20 protein-coding genes are annotated in these 17,218 nt (G+C 55.9%); 13 read left to right on the forward strand and 7 right to left on the reverse strand.

Translation table 11 applies throughout. From position 1 onward, the window contains the following. Window positions 1-70: 70 nt before the first annotated feature. Genes aroE through IE156_RS10285 form a run of 4 tightly spaced genes read left to right on the forward strand, consistent with a single transcriptional unit; the run spans window position 71 to window position 3,697 of the window. A complete protein-coding gene (aroE, locus tag IE156_RS10270) occupies window positions 71-922 on the forward strand; it encodes a shikimate dehydrogenase (protein ID WP_189392447.1) in 852 nt (283 codons plus the stop codon). 1 nt (window position 923) lies between these two features. Then, window positions 924-1,643 carry a monofunctional biosynthetic peptidoglycan transglycosylase gene (gene mtgA / locus IE156_RS10275; RefSeq protein WP_189392448.1) on the forward strand — a complete coding sequence of 240 codons (720 nt, stop codon included), beginning with the start codon at window positions 924-926 and terminating at the stop codon, window positions 1,641-1,643. Between the two features lie 53 nt (window positions 1,644-1,696). Then, complete coding sequence (lptG, locus tag IE156_RS10280; protein WP_189392449.1) at window positions 1,697-2,857, forward strand: LPS export ABC transporter permease LptG; 1,161 nt, start codon at window positions 1,697-1,699, stop codon at window positions 2,855-2,857. Window positions 2,858-2,860: 3 nt separating this feature from the next. Continuing rightward, window positions 2,861-3,697 carry a symmetrical bis(5'-nucleosyl)-tetraphosphatase gene (locus IE156_RS10285; protein WP_189392450.1) on the forward strand — a complete coding sequence of 279 codons (837 nt, stop codon included), beginning with the start codon at window positions 2,861-2,863 and terminating at the stop codon, window positions 3,695-3,697. Between the two features lie 4 nt (window positions 3,698-3,701). Here the strand turns inward: IE156_RS10285 and IE156_RS10290 are convergent, their stop codons facing one another. The 4 genes from IE156_RS10290 to IE156_RS10305 are packed head-to-tail and all read right to left on the reverse strand — an operon-like array spanning window position 3,702 to window position 5,712. Continuing rightward, entirely contained in the window at window positions 3,702-4,463 is a 762-nt protein-coding gene (locus IE156_RS10290) for a lysophospholipid acyltransferase family protein (protein ID WP_373296527.1), read from the reverse strand. Between the two features lie 26 nt (window positions 4,464-4,489). Continuing rightward, window positions 4,490-4,921: a Holliday junction resolvase RuvX gene (ruvX, locus tag IE156_RS10295; RefSeq protein WP_189392452.1), complete on the reverse strand. Its 432-nt coding sequence runs from the start codon at window positions 4,919-4,921 to the stop codon at window positions 4,490-4,492. Continuing rightward, window positions 4,914-5,504 carry a YqgE/AlgH family protein gene (locus IE156_RS10300; RefSeq protein WP_189392453.1) on the reverse strand — a complete coding sequence of 197 codons (591 nt, stop codon included), beginning with the start codon at window positions 5,502-5,504 and terminating at the stop codon, window positions 4,914-4,916. The genes ruvX and IE156_RS10300 overlap by 8 nt, the downstream gene beginning before the upstream one ends. A gap of 43 nt (window positions 5,505-5,547) precedes the next feature. Continuing rightward, complete coding sequence (locus IE156_RS10305) at window positions 5,548-5,712, reverse strand: rubredoxin (protein ID WP_189392454.1); 165 nt, start codon at window positions 5,710-5,712, stop codon at window positions 5,548-5,550. 140 nt (window positions 5,713-5,852) lie between these two features. On the opposite strand from IE156_RS10305, the gene thiD reads away from it, so the two are divergent. The 3 genes from thiD to hemL all read left to right on the forward strand — a co-directional run bounded on the left by thiD (window position 5,853) and on the right by hemL (window position 8,669). Beyond that, window positions 5,853-6,662, forward strand: a complete 810-nt coding sequence (gene thiD, locus IE156_RS10310; protein ID WP_229841209.1) for a bifunctional hydroxymethylpyrimidine kinase/phosphomethylpyrimidine kinase — start codon at window positions 5,853-5,855, stop codon at window positions 6,660-6,662. Further along, the gene (gene thiE / locus IE156_RS10315) at window positions 6,655-7,323 is read left to right on the forward strand and encodes a thiamine phosphate synthase (RefSeq protein WP_189392456.1); all 669 of its coding nucleotides are present in this window, start codon (window positions 6,655-6,657) and stop codon (window positions 7,321-7,323) included. The genes thiD and thiE overlap by 8 nt, the downstream gene beginning before the upstream one ends. Before the next feature lie 62 nt (window positions 7,324-7,385). Then, complete coding sequence (hemL, locus tag IE156_RS10320) at window positions 7,386-8,669, forward strand: glutamate-1-semialdehyde 2,1-aminomutase (protein WP_189392457.1); 1,284 nt, start codon at window positions 7,386-7,388, stop codon at window positions 8,667-8,669. A 55-nt stretch (window positions 8,670-8,724) separates the two neighbouring features. Here the strand turns inward: hemL and IE156_RS10325 are convergent, their stop codons facing one another. Continuing rightward, a complete protein-coding gene (locus IE156_RS10325) occupies window positions 8,725-10,374 on the reverse strand; it encodes an AMP-binding protein (protein WP_189392458.1) in 1,650 nt (549 codons plus the stop codon). A 733-nt stretch (window positions 10,375-11,107) separates the two neighbouring features. On the opposite strand from IE156_RS10325, the gene IE156_RS10330 reads away from it, so the two are divergent. Continuing rightward, complete coding sequence (locus IE156_RS10330) at window positions 11,108-11,638, forward strand: MarR family winged helix-turn-helix transcriptional regulator (protein WP_189392459.1); 531 nt, start codon at window positions 11,108-11,110, stop codon at window positions 11,636-11,638. A 94-nt stretch (window positions 11,639-11,732) separates the two neighbouring features. Beyond that, window positions 11,733-12,959, forward strand: coding sequence for a bifunctional glutamate N-acetyltransferase/amino-acid acetyltransferase ArgJ (gene argJ / locus IE156_RS10335; RefSeq protein ID WP_189392460.1), 1,227 nt, complete (start codon window positions 11,733-11,735; stop codon window positions 12,957-12,959). A 70-nt stretch (window positions 12,960-13,029) separates the two neighbouring features. Here argJ and IE156_RS10340 read toward each other — a convergent pair whose 3' ends face one another. Next, on the reverse strand, window positions 13,030-13,191 hold the full coding sequence (locus IE156_RS10340; RefSeq protein ID WP_189392461.1) for a DUF1328 domain-containing protein: 162 nt from the start codon (window positions 13,189-13,191) through the stop codon (window positions 13,030-13,032). A 107-nt stretch (window positions 13,192-13,298) separates the two neighbouring features. Continuing rightward, window positions 13,299-13,502, reverse strand: a complete 204-nt coding sequence (locus IE156_RS10345; protein ID WP_189392462.1) for a CsbD family protein — start codon at window positions 13,500-13,502, stop codon at window positions 13,299-13,301. Between the two features lie 394 nt (window positions 13,503-13,896). Between IE156_RS10345 and rplU the strand changes: the two genes are divergently transcribed. The 4 genes from rplU (at window position 13,897) to proB (ending at window position 17,186) form a co-directional block, all read left to right on the forward strand. Beyond that, window positions 13,897-14,208 (forward strand): 50S ribosomal protein L21, encoded by a 312-nt coding sequence (rplU, locus tag IE156_RS10350; RefSeq protein WP_189392463.1) that lies wholly within the window; start codon window positions 13,897-13,899, stop codon window positions 14,206-14,208. Window positions 14,209-14,261: 53 nt separating this feature from the next. After that, entirely contained in the window at window positions 14,262-14,522 is a 261-nt protein-coding gene (gene rpmA / locus IE156_RS10355) for a 50S ribosomal protein L27 (protein WP_009460566.1), read from the forward strand. A gap of 286 nt (window positions 14,523-14,808) precedes the next feature. After that, window positions 14,809-15,897, forward strand: coding sequence for a GTPase ObgE (gene obgE, locus IE156_RS10360; protein WP_189392464.1), 1,089 nt, complete (start codon window positions 14,809-14,811; stop codon window positions 15,895-15,897). A 131-nt stretch (window positions 15,898-16,028) separates the two neighbouring features. Further along, window positions 16,029-17,186: a glutamate 5-kinase gene (gene proB / locus IE156_RS10365; protein WP_189392465.1), complete on the forward strand. Its 1,158-nt coding sequence runs from the start codon at window positions 16,029-16,031 to the stop codon at window positions 17,184-17,186. Window positions 17,187-17,218: the final 32 nt, after the last annotated feature.

Below are 17,218 nucleotides of genomic sequence, written 5' to 3' on the forward strand. Positions count from 1 at the left end.
ACCCTAGGGTAAAATACGACCTTTCAGCCTTGGTGCTGACACCTCATAACAAGATACGCATCGCTAAACCATGCCCGACACGACTCCCGCCAAGCGCTACGGCGTTATTGGTCACCCTATCGAGCACAGCCGCTCGCCCCAGATCCATACACAGTTCGCCAGCCAATTCGATCTGGCGCTGAGCTATGAGCGCATTCTGGCCCCGCTGGACGGCTTTGCAGCCACCGTGGACGAGTTCTTCCGGCAAGGCAGCGGCTTGAACGTGACGTTGCCGTTTAAAGAGCAAGCCTATGATTTGGCCAGCCCGCGTCTAAGCCGCCGTGCTCATATGGCCGGGGCAGTCAATACGCTGTGGCTGCAGGACGGCCAAATCCATGGCTGCAATACCGATGGCGTGGGCCTGTGCTCGGACTTGCTGCGTGTCGGCCATAATCCGGAAGGCAAACGCATCTTGCTGATTGGTGCCGGTGGCGCCTCACGCGGGGTTGTTTTCCCCTTGCTGGAAGCGGGTTGCGAGCTGCTGCACATCATTAACCGCACCAGCAGTAAAGCTTACGAAATACGAGAGCAAGTCGTCGCCCTGGACCCGGATGCCTCGCGCCGCCTCAGCGCCGGCGGGCTGGACGACCACTGTGGCGACTGGGACATTGTGATCAATGCCACGTCGGCCAGTCTGAACCAGAACCTGCCTGAACTACCGGATGCGCGCTACCGCAGCAACTCCTTGGCCTACGATATGTTCTACGCCAGCGAACCCACCGCCTTTATGCAGGCAGCGGAGCAAGCCGGTGCTACCCACAGCAAAGATGGTTTGGGCATGCTGGTCGGCCAAGCCGCCGCCAGCTTTCAGATCTGGCACGGTGTCCAGCCCGATGTAGAACCCGTACTGGCTGCGCTGCGCCAGGCAATCGGACAAAACTGACGTGCGTCGTCTTCTGGCCCACCCCTGGAAACTGGCTGGCCTGGCTATCCTGGCCGTGGCCGCCGGTGTCTTGCTCTATCAGATCGCCTTGTTCTTAATGGTGCTCTGGTATAGCGTGGTGCCTCCCCGCATGACCACCTTCATGTCGGCAGAGCAGGGCCAGTTGCGCAGTGCGGATTCCGACGCGGAACTACGCTATCAATGGGTTCCCTACGACAAGATCAACGCCAACCTGAAACGTGCCGTCATTGCGTCGGAAGACTCGAACTTCATGAACCATTCTGGTGTCGAATGGGATGCTATTCGCAAAGCCTGGGAGTACAACCGCCGCCAATCGGAAAAAGGCTCTGGCCGCCGTCGGGGCGGTTCCACCATTTCCCAGCAATTGGCCAAGAACCTGTTTCTCTCGGAATCACGCAGCTATTTGCGCAAAGGTCAGGAATTGATTCTGACCTATATGATTGAAACAGTCATGAGCAAGGAGCGTATCCTGGAGCTGTACCTGAACGTGGCCCAATGGGGGCAAGGGGTCTTTGGTGCCCAGGCGGCTTCACGGCACTACTTCAAAGTGGACGCAGCCCAGCTCAGCGCCATGCAGGCAGCCCGGTTGGCGGGCATGTTGCCCAACCCAGCCTACTACGACAAAAATCGTAACAGCCCCTATTTGCAATCGCGCACGCGCACCATCAGTCAACGTATGCGACAAGTCGTCATTCCCTGACTGCAATCCGCATTTTTGTTAAGCTAGCCACGTCTTTCCTGGGCCCTATTTTCATGCGCACCGCTCGCCGCTATCTCGCCTCCGAAATCTACCGCTCCAGCGCCGTGGTGCTGATTGCTTTACTTGGCCTGTTCACATTTTTCGCCCTGATCGAAGAACTGGATAAAGTCGGTTCCAAATTCACTCTGGCCAATCTGTTTTATATCCAGGCGCTGGAACTGCCTACGCGTTTGTACGACCTGCTGCCTATTGGTCTGCTGATTGGTGCCACCCTGGCCCTGGCCAGCCTGGCCCAGCGCAACGAGCTAGTCATTTTGCGGGCATCGGGCGTCAGCGGCCTGCACATGATGCTGATGCTCTGGACCATTACCCTGCCTTTGGTAGCCGGTGCGTTCGTCTTGTCTGAATACGTCACCCCCATGGCTGAAATCAAATCCAGTGAACAAGGCATGGCCTTGCTGGGCCGCTCCGGTGGCGGACGGCTGGAAAGCGGCTATTGGTTCAAAGAGAGCACGCCCGATGGCGGGGTGCGCATCATCAATATTGCCCACTTACAAGGCAATGGCAACGTCAGCGATGTCAGCGTATTCGACTTCTCGGATGGCCAGCGCCTGAACTCGATGATGCAAGCACCGTCCGGGCAGTTCCACAAGAACGAGCTGGATTTGCAGGATGTGACGGAAACCCATCTGGATGAGCAGTCTCACGAAACGCTGGCACAAGACAAAGCCCCCGCTCAGCCTTTGGTACGACTTGAAAAACGCCCGAATTTAACGCTAACCACCACGCTGACACCAGACCGCCTGATTGCTCGCGTAGTCACTCCCGAGCGTATGTCTATTTGGGATTTGAAGGATTACATCGGCTATCTGGATGGCAACAAGCTGCAAACCAAGCGTCAGGTTGTGGCCCTGTGGCGCAAAGTCGCCTACCCCTTTACCTTGCTGGTCATGATTACCATTGCCGCGCCTATCGGCTTCATGCAAACCCGCCATGGTGGCGTAGGGACTAAGGTCTTTACCGGCATCTTGCTGGGCGTAGGCTTTTTCATGATTAACCAGTTGGCCTTGAACGTGGCCATGCTCAGCAATCTGGCACCGTGGGTTACAGCACTCGTTCCAAATCTGATTGCCATGGCCATGGCCTTAAGTGCTCTTATCATGATGGAAAACCGGCATAACCGGCGTCGTCGTCACTCCAGCGTCACCAACTAAACCATGTCCTTAGCTACCTCTCCCGCCATTTGGGCCATCGGGGATATTCAAGGCTGCTGCAGCCCCCTGAACAGCCTACTCAGCCATCCTGATGTTGCAGGCGACAGTCGGGCCCGCTTCTGGTTTGCCGGGGATTTGGTCAACCGTGGCCCCGATTCGCTGGGCTCCTTGCGTTTGATCCGGTCTCTGGGTGAACGCGCCGTCTGTGTGCTGGGTAATCACGATATCCATTGTCTGGCCGTTGCCGCCGGTGTGCGCAAATCCGGCAAGCAAGACACGTTGCAAGAACTACTGGCCGCCCCGGATGCACAAGAACTGCTGGACTGGTTACGACACCAGCCGCTGGCTCACTACGAGCATGGTCATTTGATGGTGCATGCGGGTGTGCATCCCGACTGGAGCCCGGAGCAAACACTGGGTTATGCCCAGGAGCTGGAAGCCCTGCTACGCGCTGATAACTGGAAAGACAATATCATCGAACTGTTTGGCAACCACCCGGATCGCTGGGATGCCGAGCTCAGTGGCTACGATCGACTACGCGCCATTGTCAGCACCCTGACCCGCATGCGCATGTGTGATGCTGATGGCCGCATGGACTTCAAGCACAAAGGCGCACCTGATACCGAATCCGGTTTGCTGGCCTGGTATGAACTACCTGATCGTGCCTGTGCCCAGGTGCCTATTATTTTTGGTCATTGGTCTACGCTGGGTTTGCTGAACACGCCCACCGTGATCAGCCTGGATACCGGTTGTGTCTGGGGCCGCCAATTAAGTGCTATCCGTCTGCAAGACCGGCATCTGGTTCAGATTCACTGCCCTGAAAGCAAAAAACCCGCTTAAGCCATCAAGGCTCGGAAACAGCCGCGTCGGGGCAAATAACGGCACGGACTTGCTCTCGGGCACGTTGTGCCGTTTGCGAACGGCCCCATTCGCTACAGGACTGAGCCGGTATCAAATCCAGGAAGTGGCAATGTACGGACACGTTTCGGGCACTTAACAAGACCCAAATATTCGCCACCAGCGACTGCTCACCCACAAAGGCAAAACGCTCGCTGCGTTGCCCTGCTTGCTCAAACACCAAGGCCATAGGCTGGATGTCTACACTCAGGGTAATGGCGGCTTCAAACAGGCTGGCATGGAAAGGGCGGACATCCAAACCCGTGGAAGTTGTGCCCTCGGGGAACAATCCCACGGCATCACCACGCTCAAAACAGGTGGCCATTTGCTGGCTGACAATCTGGATGGCGCGTCGCTGGCCGCGCTCGATAAAGACCGTCCCTGCCCCCGCAACCAACCAGCCAATCACAGGCCAGCGTCGAATATCGCTTTTTGCAATGAAAGAGGTGCAGCGCACGCTGTTGATGACAAAAATATCCAACCAGGATACATGGTTGGATACGTACAGCACGGCGCGATCCTGGACCGCCTGACCATGCTCGATGACGCGCACGCCACAGATACGCATCAATAGGCGAGACATCAGTAGCACCATGATGCGACGTCCGCCTGGGCGCAATACCGGGAACACAAGACCGACACTGAACAGGCCGATCACTATCCACACAATCAGGGCGACAGCGCGCCAACTAAAACGAAATAAACTAATCAAAAGGCTGCAACCTTGTAGAGGGCTCAGGCCGGTGGCAGGCTATCCAGATAACGCTGCAAGATCACGCAGGCTGCCACGGCATCATCATCGTCATTATTGCCCAGCAACTCTTGAGCCTCCATGCTGGAGCCCCGCTCATCGACCAGGTCTACTGCAACGCCGTAGCGACCGTGCAGTTGGTTGGCAAAACGCCGACACCGCAGCGAAGCATACTGCTCGCCGCCATCCAGGGTCAAAGGCAAACCAACCACGACGCGATCTGGCTGCCATTCAGCCAGCAAGGCCTCAATCGCCGCAAAGCGCTGCTCCCGTGTGACGGGCCGCAAAATCGTATAAGGGCGGGCTTGGCGCGTCAAGGTATTACCCAGAGCCACACCGATTTTTTTTAAGCCATAGTCAAAAGCCAGCAGGGTTTGCGCCGAGCTGACCGTAGACGGTGTTTCGTGTTCAGGCATGGCCCGCAGCACCTGTCAGGGTAAAAGGACTGATTCCCAGCAACGCCAGTGCGCGATCGTAACGCTCACCGACTGGCGTAGAGAACAAGATTTCATGGGTGGCTTTAATGCTCAGCCAAGCATTGTCGGCCATTTCACTTTCCAGCTGACCGGCACCCCAACCGGCGTAGCCCAAGGTCACCAGCATATGCACTGGCCCCTGGCCTTGTGCGACATCCTGCAAGACATCGCGAGACGTGGTCAGGGTCAGATCGCCCACCTCCAGACTGGAGGTATAGGCTTTATCGGAATCATGGAGAACAAAGCCGCGGTCCATTTGCACAGGCCCGCCAAAATATACAGAAGTCGAGGCCAGATCAGCCCGGTTCTCCACGTCAACCTCGATACGAGACAGCAATTCAACCAGGCTTAGATCCGTTGGTCGATTAATGACCAAGCCCAAGGCACCTTGTTCATTATGTTCACAGACATAAATCACCGTGTCGGCCAAGCTGCCCGATACCACACCGGGCATGGCAAGTAACAGGTGGTGCGTTAAGTCAGCGCTTTCTTGGATTAGCGGGGAATGGCTAGTGGTACTCATACACACCTCCCGTCAAAACAAACCACCTTGGAACTTGAGATGATCACACTTGGATCATTTCAAAGTCTTCCTTACGAGCGCCGCATTCGGGACAGACCCAGTTTGGCGGGACATCTTCCCAAAGTGTGCCCGGAGCAATACCTTCTTCAGGTACACCCGTCTCTTCATCATAAATCCAGCCGCAAATCAGGCACATCCACGTACGCATAGTATTCCTACTGTATTTGTAAACATAGTCCGATCCGCGTGCAAATCGGGGCAATCCATTAAAATGGGGTTCATATTACTAAATTACTCAACCCGTGACATCCAGTGCCTTGCTGGCCCTGCATGTGTATCCAAGACAAGATGGCTGCTGAAATCAAAAATTCAAGTCCCGCCCTGGCTCTCGTGCTGGCTCCCTACGACCCCAGTGGGGGTGCTCATCTGCCTGCGGACACGCTGACTGGCGCTCGCTTGGGCTGCCACATTGTCAGTGTGCCCACCGCCCTGCTCGTACGCGATACGGCCCAACAAGAAAATATCCAGACCCTGGCTGAAGACATTGCCGACGACCAGGCACGCTGTTTACTGGAAGACATGAACATTCAGGCCATCAAGTGCGGCCCTGTCTACAGCCCGGAAATTGCCAGCATGGTGGCCGAGCTTTGCTCCGACTACCCTGAACTACCCTTGGTGCTGCATTTAAGTGCCATGCCTACGGGTCTGGACGAGCTGGATGCTGACGACGCCCTGGATGCCAGTTTACGCCTGCTGCTGCCACTCAGTTCTTTATTATTGATCGACCATCCCAGCCTGGAGCGCTGGCAAGCCGACGAACTGCTGGGCGATACTCCTGACGCGGTTGAAACCTTGCTGAACAACGGCGCCAATGCCGTGCTGGTCAGCGGCATACCCGGCCCCGCAGGCCAATGGCATGCCCGATTCCAAGGCCATCATGGCCGGCTGGACTACAGCTTGCCGCTGGATGGTGGCGTACGCCAACAAGACACAGATAGTTTGCTGGCTACCGCTTGCCTGAGCTTTCTGGCTCAAGGCCACGAGCTGGATAACGCGGTAGAATCAGCTTTGCTGCATCTACAGGAACGTGCCAGCAACACCTTCCAGCCCGGTATGGGCCACCGCCTGTTCAACCCTGTTGCTCCCCACCATGACTGACGCCACCACCCTGCGCTTTCCTGCCGGTTTATACGGCATTACTCCTGAATGGGACGACACCCCTCGCTTGCTGGACGCCGTGCGCGCCGCTCACGAAGGGGGGTTGCAGGTACTGCAGTTTCGTCGCAAGCACGGCCCGGAACCAATCCGTCAGCAACAGCTCAAAGCGTTGATCAAGCTGTGCCTGTCTTTGGACTTGCCCCTGCTGGTCAACGACCACTGGAGCTGGGCCCTAGAGTTTGATGTGCAAGGCGCACACCTGGGCAAAAGCGATGGAGAACTGGTCCAGGCCCGTCAGGCGCTGGGAGCACAGGCCCTGCTGGGCCGCTCCTGCTACAACAGCCTGGATCTGGCTCGCCAAGCCCTGGCTGACGATGCAGACTACATTGCCTTTGGTGCCATGTACCCCTCCAGCGTCAAGCCCGAAGCGCCACCTGCCGAACTGAACACCTTGCGCCTAGCCCATCAGCTTTGCCAGGAACAGCAAAGCGAAGGACGCCGGGCTGCCGTGGTTGCCATTGGCGGCATCACGCCCGAGAAAATGCCCGAACTGCTGGAAGCAGGTGTTGATAGCGTGGCCGTTATCAGCAGCCTATTTGAGACCAGCGACATACGCGCCACGGCGCAACGCTTTACCGATTACTTTCACGCCCAGGCCTAGTCGCGCTTTGCGCCCCAAGCCCAAGCCTGGCCTTGACCTTTTCACGTCTGGATTTTTGCCTCATGTCCCGTAACTCCGAACTTTTTGAACGTGCCTGCAAAGTCATCCCCGGCGGCGTTAACTCGCCCGTCCGCGCCTTCGGTTCCGTAGGCGGTACACCTTGCTTCATCGAACGCGCCCAAGGCCCCTACATCTGGGATGCCGACGGCCAGCAATACACGGACTACGTGGGCTCCTGGGGTCCAGCCATTCTGGGCCACTCCGATCCGGACGTGATCAAAGCCGTACAAGAGGCGGCCGTACACGGCCTGTCCTACGGTGCGCCTACCGAAGGCGAAGTCGTTCTGGCCGAAACCCTGACCAAGATGCTGCCCTCCATGGAGCAAGTACGTCTGGTCAGCTCCGGCACCGAAGCCACCATGAGCGCCATCCGACTGGCCCGTGGCTTTACCGGCCGCAACACCATCATCAAATTTGAAGGCTGCTACCACGGCCACGCCGACAGCCTGTTGGTCAAAGCCGGTTCGGGCCTGTTGACCTTCGGCAACCCCACCTCCGCTGGTGTGCCTGCCGAATTCGTCGCCCACACTTTGGTGCTGGACTACAACAAGCTGGATGCCGTACGCGATGCCTTCAAGCAAAAAGGCGATGAAATCGCTTGCGTGATCGTTGAGCCCTTCGCAGGCAATATGAACCTGGTACGCCCTGCCCCCGGTTTCCTGGAAGGCTTGCGCGAGCTTTGTACCGAATACGGTGCCGTGCTGATTTTTGATGAAGTCATGACCGGCTTCCGTGTCGGCCCACAAGGCGTACAAGGCTTGAGCAACATCCGCCCTGACCTGACCACGCTGGCCAAAGTCATTGGTGGCGGTATGCCCGTCGGCGCCTTCGGTGGCCGTCGCGACATCATGCAATGCGTTGCACCGGTAGGCGGTGTTTACCAGGCAGGTACCCTGTCCGGTAACCCCGTGGCCGTTGCCGCTGGTCTGGCCACCTTGAAGAAGCTGGCTCAACCCGGTTTCTACGACACCCTGACCAACAACACCGCCAACCTGATCCAGGGCCTGAAGGCCGCGGCACAAGAAGCCGGTATTCCCTTCACCGCCGACCACCAAGGCGGCCTGTTCGGCATCTACTTCAGCGAACAGGTTCCCACGTCGCTAGCCGAGGTGTCTGCAGGTGACATCGAGCGCTTCAAACAATTCTTCCACGCCATGCTGGATAAAGGCGTGTACTTCGCTCCTTCGGCCTTTGAAGCTGGTTTCGTATCGGTGCAACACACACCGGACGTCACCAATGCGACTGTCCAGGCGGCACGTGAAGTTTTTGCTACTTTCAAAAACTAAACACGCTGGACACAAAAAAGCGGGCTATATGCCCGCTTTTTTATCGTCTACAGAATCAGTCCTGCGCCATCTGTCGCAGCACAAAGCGCTGCAGCTTGCCTGTCTCCGTACGTGGCAAAGCATTCACGAACTCAATCGCTCGCGGATACTTATAAGGTGCCGCATTCTCTTTCACAAAATCCTGCAGCTTCTTCTTTAACTCGTCGTTACCCACAAACCCAGGCTTGAGCACAATAAACGCCTGCACAATCTGGCCGCGTTCCTCATCCGCCGCACCGACCACGCCGCACTCAGCCACGGCCTCATGTTTGAGCAAGGTTCCCTCAACCTCAGGACCTGCAATGTTGTAGCCCGACGAAACAATCATGTCGTCATTACGTGCCTGATAGTAGAGATAGCCGTCCTCATCCATCTTGAACGTGTCGCCAGGGAAATTCCAACCACCCTGAACAAACTGCTTCTGACGCTCGTCATTCAAATACTTGCAGCCCGTCGGCCCCTTGACCGCCAAACGACCTACGGTACCCACCGGCACCGGATTCAAGTCATCGTCCAGAATCGTGGCGACATAACCGGGCACCACCTGACCAATCGCACCCGCACGCACCTTTTCAGGCGGGCTGGACACATAAACGTGAATCATCTCGGTGCCACCAATGCCATCGGTCATCTCAATACCGCTGGCCTGCTTCCACAGCTGACGGGTCGCATCCGGCAAGGCTTCGCCTGCCGACACAGTAGCGCGCAAGCTCGCCAGAGAATAACGGTCCACCAAACCTGCCATCTGACGATAGAAAGTCGGTGCGGTAAAACTCATGGTGACCTTGAAGCGGTCAATCATGCCCAACAAATCGGAGGGTGTCAGACGCTCCAGTAACACCGTAGAGGCACCTGCACGCAGCGGGAAGCACAGCAAACCGCCCAAACCAAACGTGAAAGCCAAGGGAGGCGTCCCGCAGACCACATCATCTGGCGTCAAACGCAGCACATGACGGGAGAACGTGTCACACATGACCAGCACATCACGATGAAAGTGCATGCAGCCCTTGGGCTGGCCAGTCGTACCGCTGGTGAAAGCGATCAAACAAATATCATCAGCCGCCGTATCGCAAGCCTGAAAGTCTTCGGGTTTGTCAGCCAGCAAAGCCTCCAGACCTTGAGCACTCCCATCGTTAAAGCACAACAACTGCTTTAATACCGGCGTATAGGAGTCATGCGCGGAATCCATGCAATGCTCCAGCTCTTCGCGCAGGCGCTCATCACACAAAGCCGCGTGGATCTCAGCCTTGTCCAGAATCGTCTTTAGCTCCACCGCACGCAGCAAAGGCATGGTTGGCACCGTCACCAGACCAGCCTTGATGCTGGCCAGCCAGCACGCAGCCATCATGGGATTATTGGGACCGCGCAACAACACCCGGTTACCAGGCTCCAGCTTGAGGTCCTGTGTCAAAACATGCGCAATACGGTTGGTCAGCACGTCCAGCTGTTTATAGGTCAGGCTGCGATTCTCATCACCCTCTGCCCACTGCAACGCCACTCGATCACCATGCCCCGCTGCTACCTGCTCCCCCAACAGCGCCACAGCGCAATTCAGGCGAGCGGGATAGTCCACATCCGGATTTCCTTCCAAAAGCATTTCTGGCCACCATTCCAGAGGTGGCAGATTGTCGCGAGCAAAGGTATCAAGGTGCGCTGAACGTTCCATCCGTATCTCCTGCGTAGATTACGCCCTACTCAGGCGTAGACCCTGCTCCGACAAAGGCGCCGACCAAATTGGCAAGGTCTATATTGTTTAGTTCTAAAGGATGTTAGCAAAAAAAACGCCCCAACATCAGCACTGACGACTACGGGTTATCCGCAGTAGCGCATCATCATCAGCTGTTTCAGGGGGTATCCTACAAGAGCTTAAGCTGCCAAGGATCCCCGGCGCACGAATCGCAAAACCGAATAAGAAATGTCAGGATATAAGAAATAAATCGATCCGCCACATGCATTATTTTCAATTAAGAAAAATTAGCACAGACATTATTTTTGAAACAAAAAAAAGTATCTGTAAAAGCAGGAAAGTGATTCATCAAACCGTCGACACGTAGGCAAATGCCTTATACTTCAACTAAATAATCACTTGAATTTAGCCAGCTTATCGCATCGCTTCCAAGCTAGAGCGTCGGTGAATCATTATTCAAAGCGGTAGCCGTGAAAGTAAATAGTAGACAAGGGTTTGCATTTCTTTACCTAATGCCTTGACACCTTTGCCGACGCTTTCTAGCAAGTTGATTAATTTAAGCTTAAAAACGAATTTACTTTGATCTGTCGCAATGTCAAATATCGATACAGCCCCTAAGATACCTCCCAAGCTCACCCAGCTTGCTCATGGCTGCGGTCTGCGTCCTTCAAAGCTAAATATTTTGGACATGCACCATTAAGGCAAGCTATCTATGATCATGAACGATATCCCCGCTTCCGCCGTCGCCGATGCCGCTCCCGACTTGGAAAGCCGTGCTCACAGCGACGACCACTTCGACACCCGACTGTGGTTACGCCTGATGGCCTGCACCAATCTGGTTGAAGGCGAAATTCGCAGCCGTCTGCGCGTCGAACACACTACAACCCTGCCCCGCTTTGACCTGATGGCTCAATTGCAGCGCCAGCCCGCCGGCATGAAAATGAGCGAGCTGTCCCGCCACCTGATGGTCACCAACGGCAATATCACCGGTATTACCGACCAGCTGGAGAAAGAAGGCCTGGTAGAGCGCATCAAAGTGCTGACCGACCGTCGCAGCTCTCTGATCCGCCTGACTCCCAAAGGCAAGCGCCAGTTCAAGAAAATGGCCGCATCCCACGAACAGTGGCTGCAAGAGATGTTTGCCAACCTGTCCGAAAAGGCCCGCTCCAGCCTGTTTGAAGCGCTGGGCGAGCTCAAGCTGATCACACGCAACAACGTTGCACTGGCAGCCCGCCAGAGCTAAAAACGCCACGCGACCAAAGCTATGCTCAAGGCGGCTCAAAGCAAGTATCATTACTGCTTTGAGCCGCCTTTAACATTGTTTTCCGGATCGCGTCATGGCCGTCAATCTATTCATCCCCTCTGAATCTGATATTCACCCCGTTGCCGGTGTCAAAATCGGTATTACCGAAGCCGGTATCCGCAAGGCTAACCGACGTGACCTGACCGTGTTTGAACTGGCCCCAGGCACTAGCGTGGCGGGCGTGTTCACCACCAACCGGTTCCGCGCCGCTCCTGTGCAAGTGTGCGAAGCGCACCTGGCAACCCACGACGGTATTCGTGCCCTGGTCATCAATACCGGCAATGCCAACGCTGGTACAGGCCAGGTGGGTCTAGAAAAAGCCCAGCAAACCTGCAAAGAAGCCGCTCGTCTGCTGAACATCCTGCCCCAGCAAGTTCTGCCTTTCTCGACCGGTGTAATTCTGGAACCTCTGCCTATGGATCGCCTGCTGGGCGCCTTGCCAGCAGCGGTCAACGATCTGTCCGATAACAACTGGTTCAATGCGGCCCACAGCATCATGACCACCGACACGCAGCCAAAAATCGTGTCTCGTCAGATCCAGCTGTCCGGTAAAACAGTCACCCTGACAGGTATCAGCAAAGGCGCGGGCATGATTCGCCCCAATATGGCCACTATGCTGGGCTACCTGGCCACCGATGCCGGAATTGCGCCCGAGCTGCTGCGCGATATGTGCCGTCTGGCTGCAGATCGCTCGTTCAACCGTATTACGGTGGATGGCGATACCTCTACCAACGATTCCTTCATCATCATGGCCACCGGCCAAAGTGGTGTCACCGTTGAGTCTATTGCCGACCCTAACTACAACACCCTGCTCGATGCCCTGGTCGACGCCTCGCGTGAGCTGGCTCAGAAAATTGTGCGTGACGCGGAAGGCGCCACCAAATTCATGACCATCCAGGTTGATGATGCAGGTTCCAGCGAAGAAGCCTTGAAAGTGGCTTATGCCATTGCCCATTCGCCATTGGTGAAGACCGCCTTCTTTGCATCCGACCCCAATCTGGGCCGCATTCTGTGCGCGATCGGCTATGCCGGCATTACGGACCTGGACGTTACCAAGCTGCGTTTGTGGCTGGGTGATGTGCTGGTCGCCGTAGATGGCGGCCGCAACCCTGACTACCAGGAAGAGGACGGCCAGCGCGTCATGCAGGAAGCGGAAATCGTGGTGCGTGTTTCGCTTGGCCGCGGCCAGCTCAGCGAAACGGTATACACCTGCGACTTCTCGCACGAGTACGTCACGATCAACGCAGACTACCGCTCATAAAAAAACCGCCTCCACTTTCAGGTGGAGACGGCTTCGCTATTTAGACAGGCCCGCCCCGAGCGGGCCTGTTCTATTTCTTACCCATGCCCTTGACCAGCGAGAGCACCGCCAGAATCAAGAACACCACAAACAAAATCTTGGCGATCGAGGCAGCGCCAGCGGCAATACCGCCAAAACCAAGCACAGCCGCCACGATGGCTACAACAAAAAAGATTACGGCGTAGTAAAGCATACGATTCTCCTCATCATCAGTACGTACAGGATCAACGCTTTGTCTGCTGGGCCGTTTCAGAGACGGCTCAAAAAATGGGTATCAGACAAAAACCGGTTCCCGCTTCACTAACGGTCGTACTTATCGTAGAAGTCCTTCACTTCTCGCTCCGCCTCTTCACGGGTGCGGCCATAACGCTCCTGCACCAGGCCCGCTAATTGCGTGGCATCGCCTTTGACCTTGGCCCAATCATCATCGGTAATTTCACCCCAGACGGTACGAGCCTTGCCAGCCAACTGCTTCCATTTGCCTTCGATCGTGTCCTTATTCATACGCTTCCCCTTAGTAGGTTCGAAAAATAAATGACTTACGCTCTGTGAACGCAACAGCTCTACCCTAGCGGATACACGGCCAGCCAAAGGCCACAGATTGAGGAAAAGTGTAAGCATTTGGGGCCGGTGGCCGACTTAGCCAAATTCTCCCCTGCTGCCCGCCTTGTGCAGCACTGCGTCCCTGACAAGCATTCTGCCCCCTTAGCGAGGCGAAAGGATTGGATGCAAAATACTGACAAGCACAGCCCCAAGCCATTGACAGCAAAGCCTTTTTATCCTATTATTTTTTGCTTGGCATTTTGCGTGTCAAGATTTTTTTACGCTAGATGGTATTGAGCGGGGTACTTATCGTGCCATTGATCAATGCCTGTTTGATTCTCTTAAGGGATTCCCTATGTACGCGGTTATAAAAACCGGCGGTAAGCAATATCGCATTACTGCTGGCCAAAAACTCAAAATAGAACAGATACCGGCAGACATTGGGCAAGAAATTTCACTTGACCAGGTTCTGTCCGTCGGCGAAGGTGAAGCACTGCAAATTGGTGCTCCTTTCGTCGCTGGTGCTGTGGTCAAGGCAACTGTTCTTGCGCAAGGCCGTCACGACAAAATCATTGTGTTCAAAATGCGCCGTCGCAAGCACTACCGCAAAACGCAAGGCCATCGTCAAAACTACACCGAAATCCGCATCGACACCATCAACTCCTAAGTTGTTGTGTTTGAAAGCGAATTTGGTATTTTCTTCATTTAGGAGCTAAAGAAATGGCACAGAAGAAAGGCGGCGGCTCTACGCGGAACGGCCGTGACTCACAGGCCAAACGTCTGGGCGTTAAAGTCTACGGCGGTCAGGTAATTTCGGCTGGCGGCATTATTGTTCGTCAGCGCGGCACTCAGTTTCACCCCGGCGTGAACGTGGGCATTGGTAAAGACCACACCCTGTTCTCCCTGGTCGATGGCAAAGTTAAATTTTCCATCACCGGTGCATTGAACAAGCGTACTGTTTCGGTTGTTGCTGGCGAATAAGCCCTTCAATCAAAACGTAGTCGCTACGAAAAGCCCTGCCCCCATAAGGCAGGGCTTTTTTTATGTATGGCCTGCGTGCCATCTGCAAACCTGCACACCCGGCTTAGCCAGTCTCCCTACGGCCACAGCAAGAGAATTAAAAATCGGCCACTATTGCGGCACATACCGGCAGATAAGCCAATCTCCTATACACTAAGCAATTGGGGTTTTTGTTTAAAATGGTCTGCTCCCAGACCAGCAGCAAATACTGTTCTGCGGCCCCTGGACCTATACAGCACTCATCACCATGAAATTCGTAGACGAAGCGACCATTGAAGTGGTTGCAGGCAAAGGTGGAAACGGCGCTGCCAGTTTTCGCCGAGAAAAATTTATTGAAAAAGGTGGCCCTAACGGCGGCGACGGCGGACGCGGTGGCAGCATTTATGCCGAAGCCGACCGTAACGTCAACACCTTGATCGACTACCGCTACGCCCGCCTGCACCGCGCTCGCAACGGCGAAAACGGCCGTGGCTCCGACCAGTACGGCGCAGGTGGCGAGGACATCACCTTGCGCGTGCCCGTAGGCACCATGATTTTCGACGCAGAAACCGGCGAGCAGCTGTTTGACATGAAGCGCCACGGCGAGAAAATCACGCTGGCGCAAGGTGGCCCTGGTGGTCTGGGCAATCTGCACTTCAAATCCAGTGTGAACCGGGCTCCCCGCCAATTTACCTACGGTAAGGAAGGCGAGCAGCGCAAATTGCGCCTGGAACTGAAGGTACTGGCCGATGTGGGTCTGCTGGGCATGCCCAATGCCGGTAAATCTACCCTGATCACCCGTATCTCGAACGCCAAGCCTCGCATTGCGGACTACCCCTTCACCACCTTGCACCCTAATCTGGGTGTGGTGCGCTCCTCCGAATCACACAGTTTTGTCGTTGCTGACATCCCTGGCTTGATCGAAGGCGCTTCTGAAGGTGCCGGTTTGGGCCATTTGTTCCTGCGCCACCTGACCCGTACCCGTATTTTGCTGCACCTGCTGGACGTTTCCAGCCTGGACCCGGACGAAGACATTGTCACCAAAGTGGCCACGGAAGCACGCGCTATTGTTGAAGAGCTACGCTTGTACAGTGAAGAGCTGTACGCCAAGCCCCGTTGGCTGGTTCTGAACAAGCTGGATATGGTGTCTGACCCGGAAGAACTGAAAGCCCAGCTGCTTAAAGAGCTGAATTGGGACGGCCCTGTCTTTGGTATCTCTGCCCTGACTGGCGTTGGCACTCAAGATCTGGTCTACCACTTGCAATCCTGGCTGGACGAAGAAAGCCGCAAAGAACATATCGAACAAGATATTGCCGACGGCACCCATATTTACGACGAAAGGTTTGCTCCAGACTGATCGTGCTACACAGGTCTAGGGCTCCGGCCCTATGACTGAACCCTAAAATGCCCGGAAGACGCGGTGTACCTGCCGCTCTACTCCTGGCATTTTCTCTATTTACACGCCAAGCGATGGATTTCTGACTCGTCATGCAGCACTCTTCTCATTCTGAATCGGCCGTCGCGCAATCGCGCCGACTGGTTATTAAAGTAGGTTCTTCCCTGGTCACCAACGAGGGCAAAGGGATTGACCTGGATGCCGTGGAGCAATGGGCCACCCAGATTGCTCAACTGCATGCCCAAGGCAAGCAACTGGTGCTGGTATCCAGCGGCGCCATTGCCGAGGGCATGGCCCGCTTGGGCTGGCCGCGCCGACCGAAGGCCATGAATGAGTTACAGGCTGCCGCAGCCGTAGGCCAGATGGGACTGATTCAGGCTTATGAAGTGGCTTTTGCTCGCCACGGCGTGCGCACTGCCCAAATTTTGCTGACCCACGAAGACCTGGCAGACCGCCATCGCTACCTGAATGCACGCGGCACTATCAACACCCTGCTGGACCTGGGTGTAGTGCCTATCGTGAACGAAAACGACACGGTCGTAACCGACGAAATTCGGGTTGGTGACAATGACACTCTGGGTGCTTTGGTCACCAACTTGATCGAAGCCGAAACCCTGATCATCCTGACCGACCAGGCAGGCTTGTACAGCGCCGACCCGCGCAGCAATCCCGATGCACAGTTCATCTCGCTGGGGCAAGCGGGCGACCCAACCCTGGAAGCCATGGCGGGGGGTTCAGGCAGCAATATCGGTACAGGCGGCATGATCACAAAGATCCTGGCAGCCAAGCGGGCTGCCCAAAGTGGTGGCCACACGATCATTGCTTCCGGCCGGGAACAGCAAGTGCTTTCGCGCCTTGCGAAAGGCGAGCGCATTGGGACTGAACTGCGTGCCACCCTGCCCGTGCGCTCGGCCCGTCAACGCTGGCTGGTAGACCAACTGCGCGTGCGTGGTCGTGTGTCCCTGGACGACGGTGCGGTGCGCGCCCTGGTAGACGGGCATAAAAGCCTGCTGCCTGTGGGTGTCACGCATGTGGAAGGCGAGTTCGACCGTGGCGATGTGGTTGCCTGCGTAGACAAACACGGCGTGGAATATGCCCGTGGCCTGATCAACTACTCCTCTGACGATACCCGCCGCATCATGGGCCAGCCCAGTCACTTGATTAACGAGCTCTTGGGCAGCGAGCATGATACGGAGCTGATCCACCGCAACAATATGGTGTTTCCGCGTAGCGTACCGGATCAGGACTAATCCTTGACCCCCACCCTGCCCGCCTGTTGAAA

The sequence above is a fragment of the Alcaligenes pakistanensis genome (assembly GCF_014652815.1).
Lineage (GTDB): Bacteria > Pseudomonadota > Gammaproteobacteria > Burkholderiales > Burkholderiaceae_B > Alcaligenes > Alcaligenes pakistanensis.

Coding starts and splice junctions, on each gene's coding strand:
- lptG (WP_189392449.1), top strand. CDS start 1,697: ATGCGCACCGCTCGCCGCTATCTCGCCTCCGAAATCTACCGCTCCAGC.
- aroE (WP_189392447.1), top strand. CDS start 71: ATGCCCGACACGACTCCCGCCAAGCGCTACGGCGTTATTGGTCACCCT.
- IE156_RS10345 (WP_189392462.1), bottom strand. CDS start 13,502: ATGAATAAGGACACGATCGAAGGCAAATGGAAGCAGTTGGCTGGCAAG.
- proB (WP_189392465.1), top strand. CDS start 16,029: ATGCAGCACTCTTCTCATTCTGAATCGGCCGTCGCGCAATCGCGCCGA.
- IE156_RS10285 (WP_189392450.1), top strand. CDS start 2,861: ATGTCCTTAGCTACCTCTCCCGCCATTTGGGCCATCGGGGATATTCAA.
- thiE (WP_189392456.1), top strand. CDS start 6,655: ATGACTGACGCCACCACCCTGCGCTTTCCTGCCGGTTTATACGGCATT.
- IE156_RS10340 (WP_189392461.1), bottom strand. CDS start 13,191: ATGCTTTACTACGCCGTAATCTTTTTTGTTGTAGCCATCGTGGCGGCT.
- rpmA (WP_009460566.1), top strand. CDS start 14,262: ATGGCACAGAAGAAAGGCGGCGGCTCTACGCGGAACGGCCGTGACTCA.
- thiD (WP_229841209.1), top strand. CDS start 5,853: ATGGCTGCTGAAATCAAAAATTCAAGTCCCGCCCTGGCTCTCGTGCTG.
- IE156_RS10330 (WP_189392459.1), top strand. CDS start 11,108: ATGATCATGAACGATATCCCCGCTTCCGCCGTCGCCGATGCCGCTCCC.
- IE156_RS10305 (WP_189392454.1), bottom strand. CDS start 5,712: ATGCGTACGTGGATGTGCCTGATTTGCGGCTGGATTTATGATGAAGAG.
- argJ (WP_189392460.1), top strand. CDS start 11,733: ATGGCCGTCAATCTATTCATCCCCTCTGAATCTGATATTCACCCCGTT.
- obgE (WP_189392464.1), top strand. CDS start 14,809: ATGAAATTCGTAGACGAAGCGACCATTGAAGTGGTTGCAGGCAAAGGT.
- ruvX (WP_189392452.1), bottom strand. CDS start 4,921: ATGCCTGAACACGAAACACCGTCTACGGTCAGCTCGGCGCAAACCCTG.
- IE156_RS10300 (WP_189392453.1), bottom strand. CDS start 5,504: ATGAGTACCACTAGCCATTCCCCGCTAATCCAAGAAAGCGCTGACTTA.
- rplU (WP_189392463.1), top strand. CDS start 13,897: ATGTACGCGGTTATAAAAACCGGCGGTAAGCAATATCGCATTACTGCT.
- hemL (WP_189392457.1), top strand. CDS start 7,386: ATGTCCCGTAACTCCGAACTTTTTGAACGTGCCTGCAAAGTCATCCCC.
- IE156_RS10325 (WP_189392458.1), bottom strand. CDS start 10,374: ATGGAACGTTCAGCGCACCTTGATACCTTTGCTCGCGACAATCTGCCA.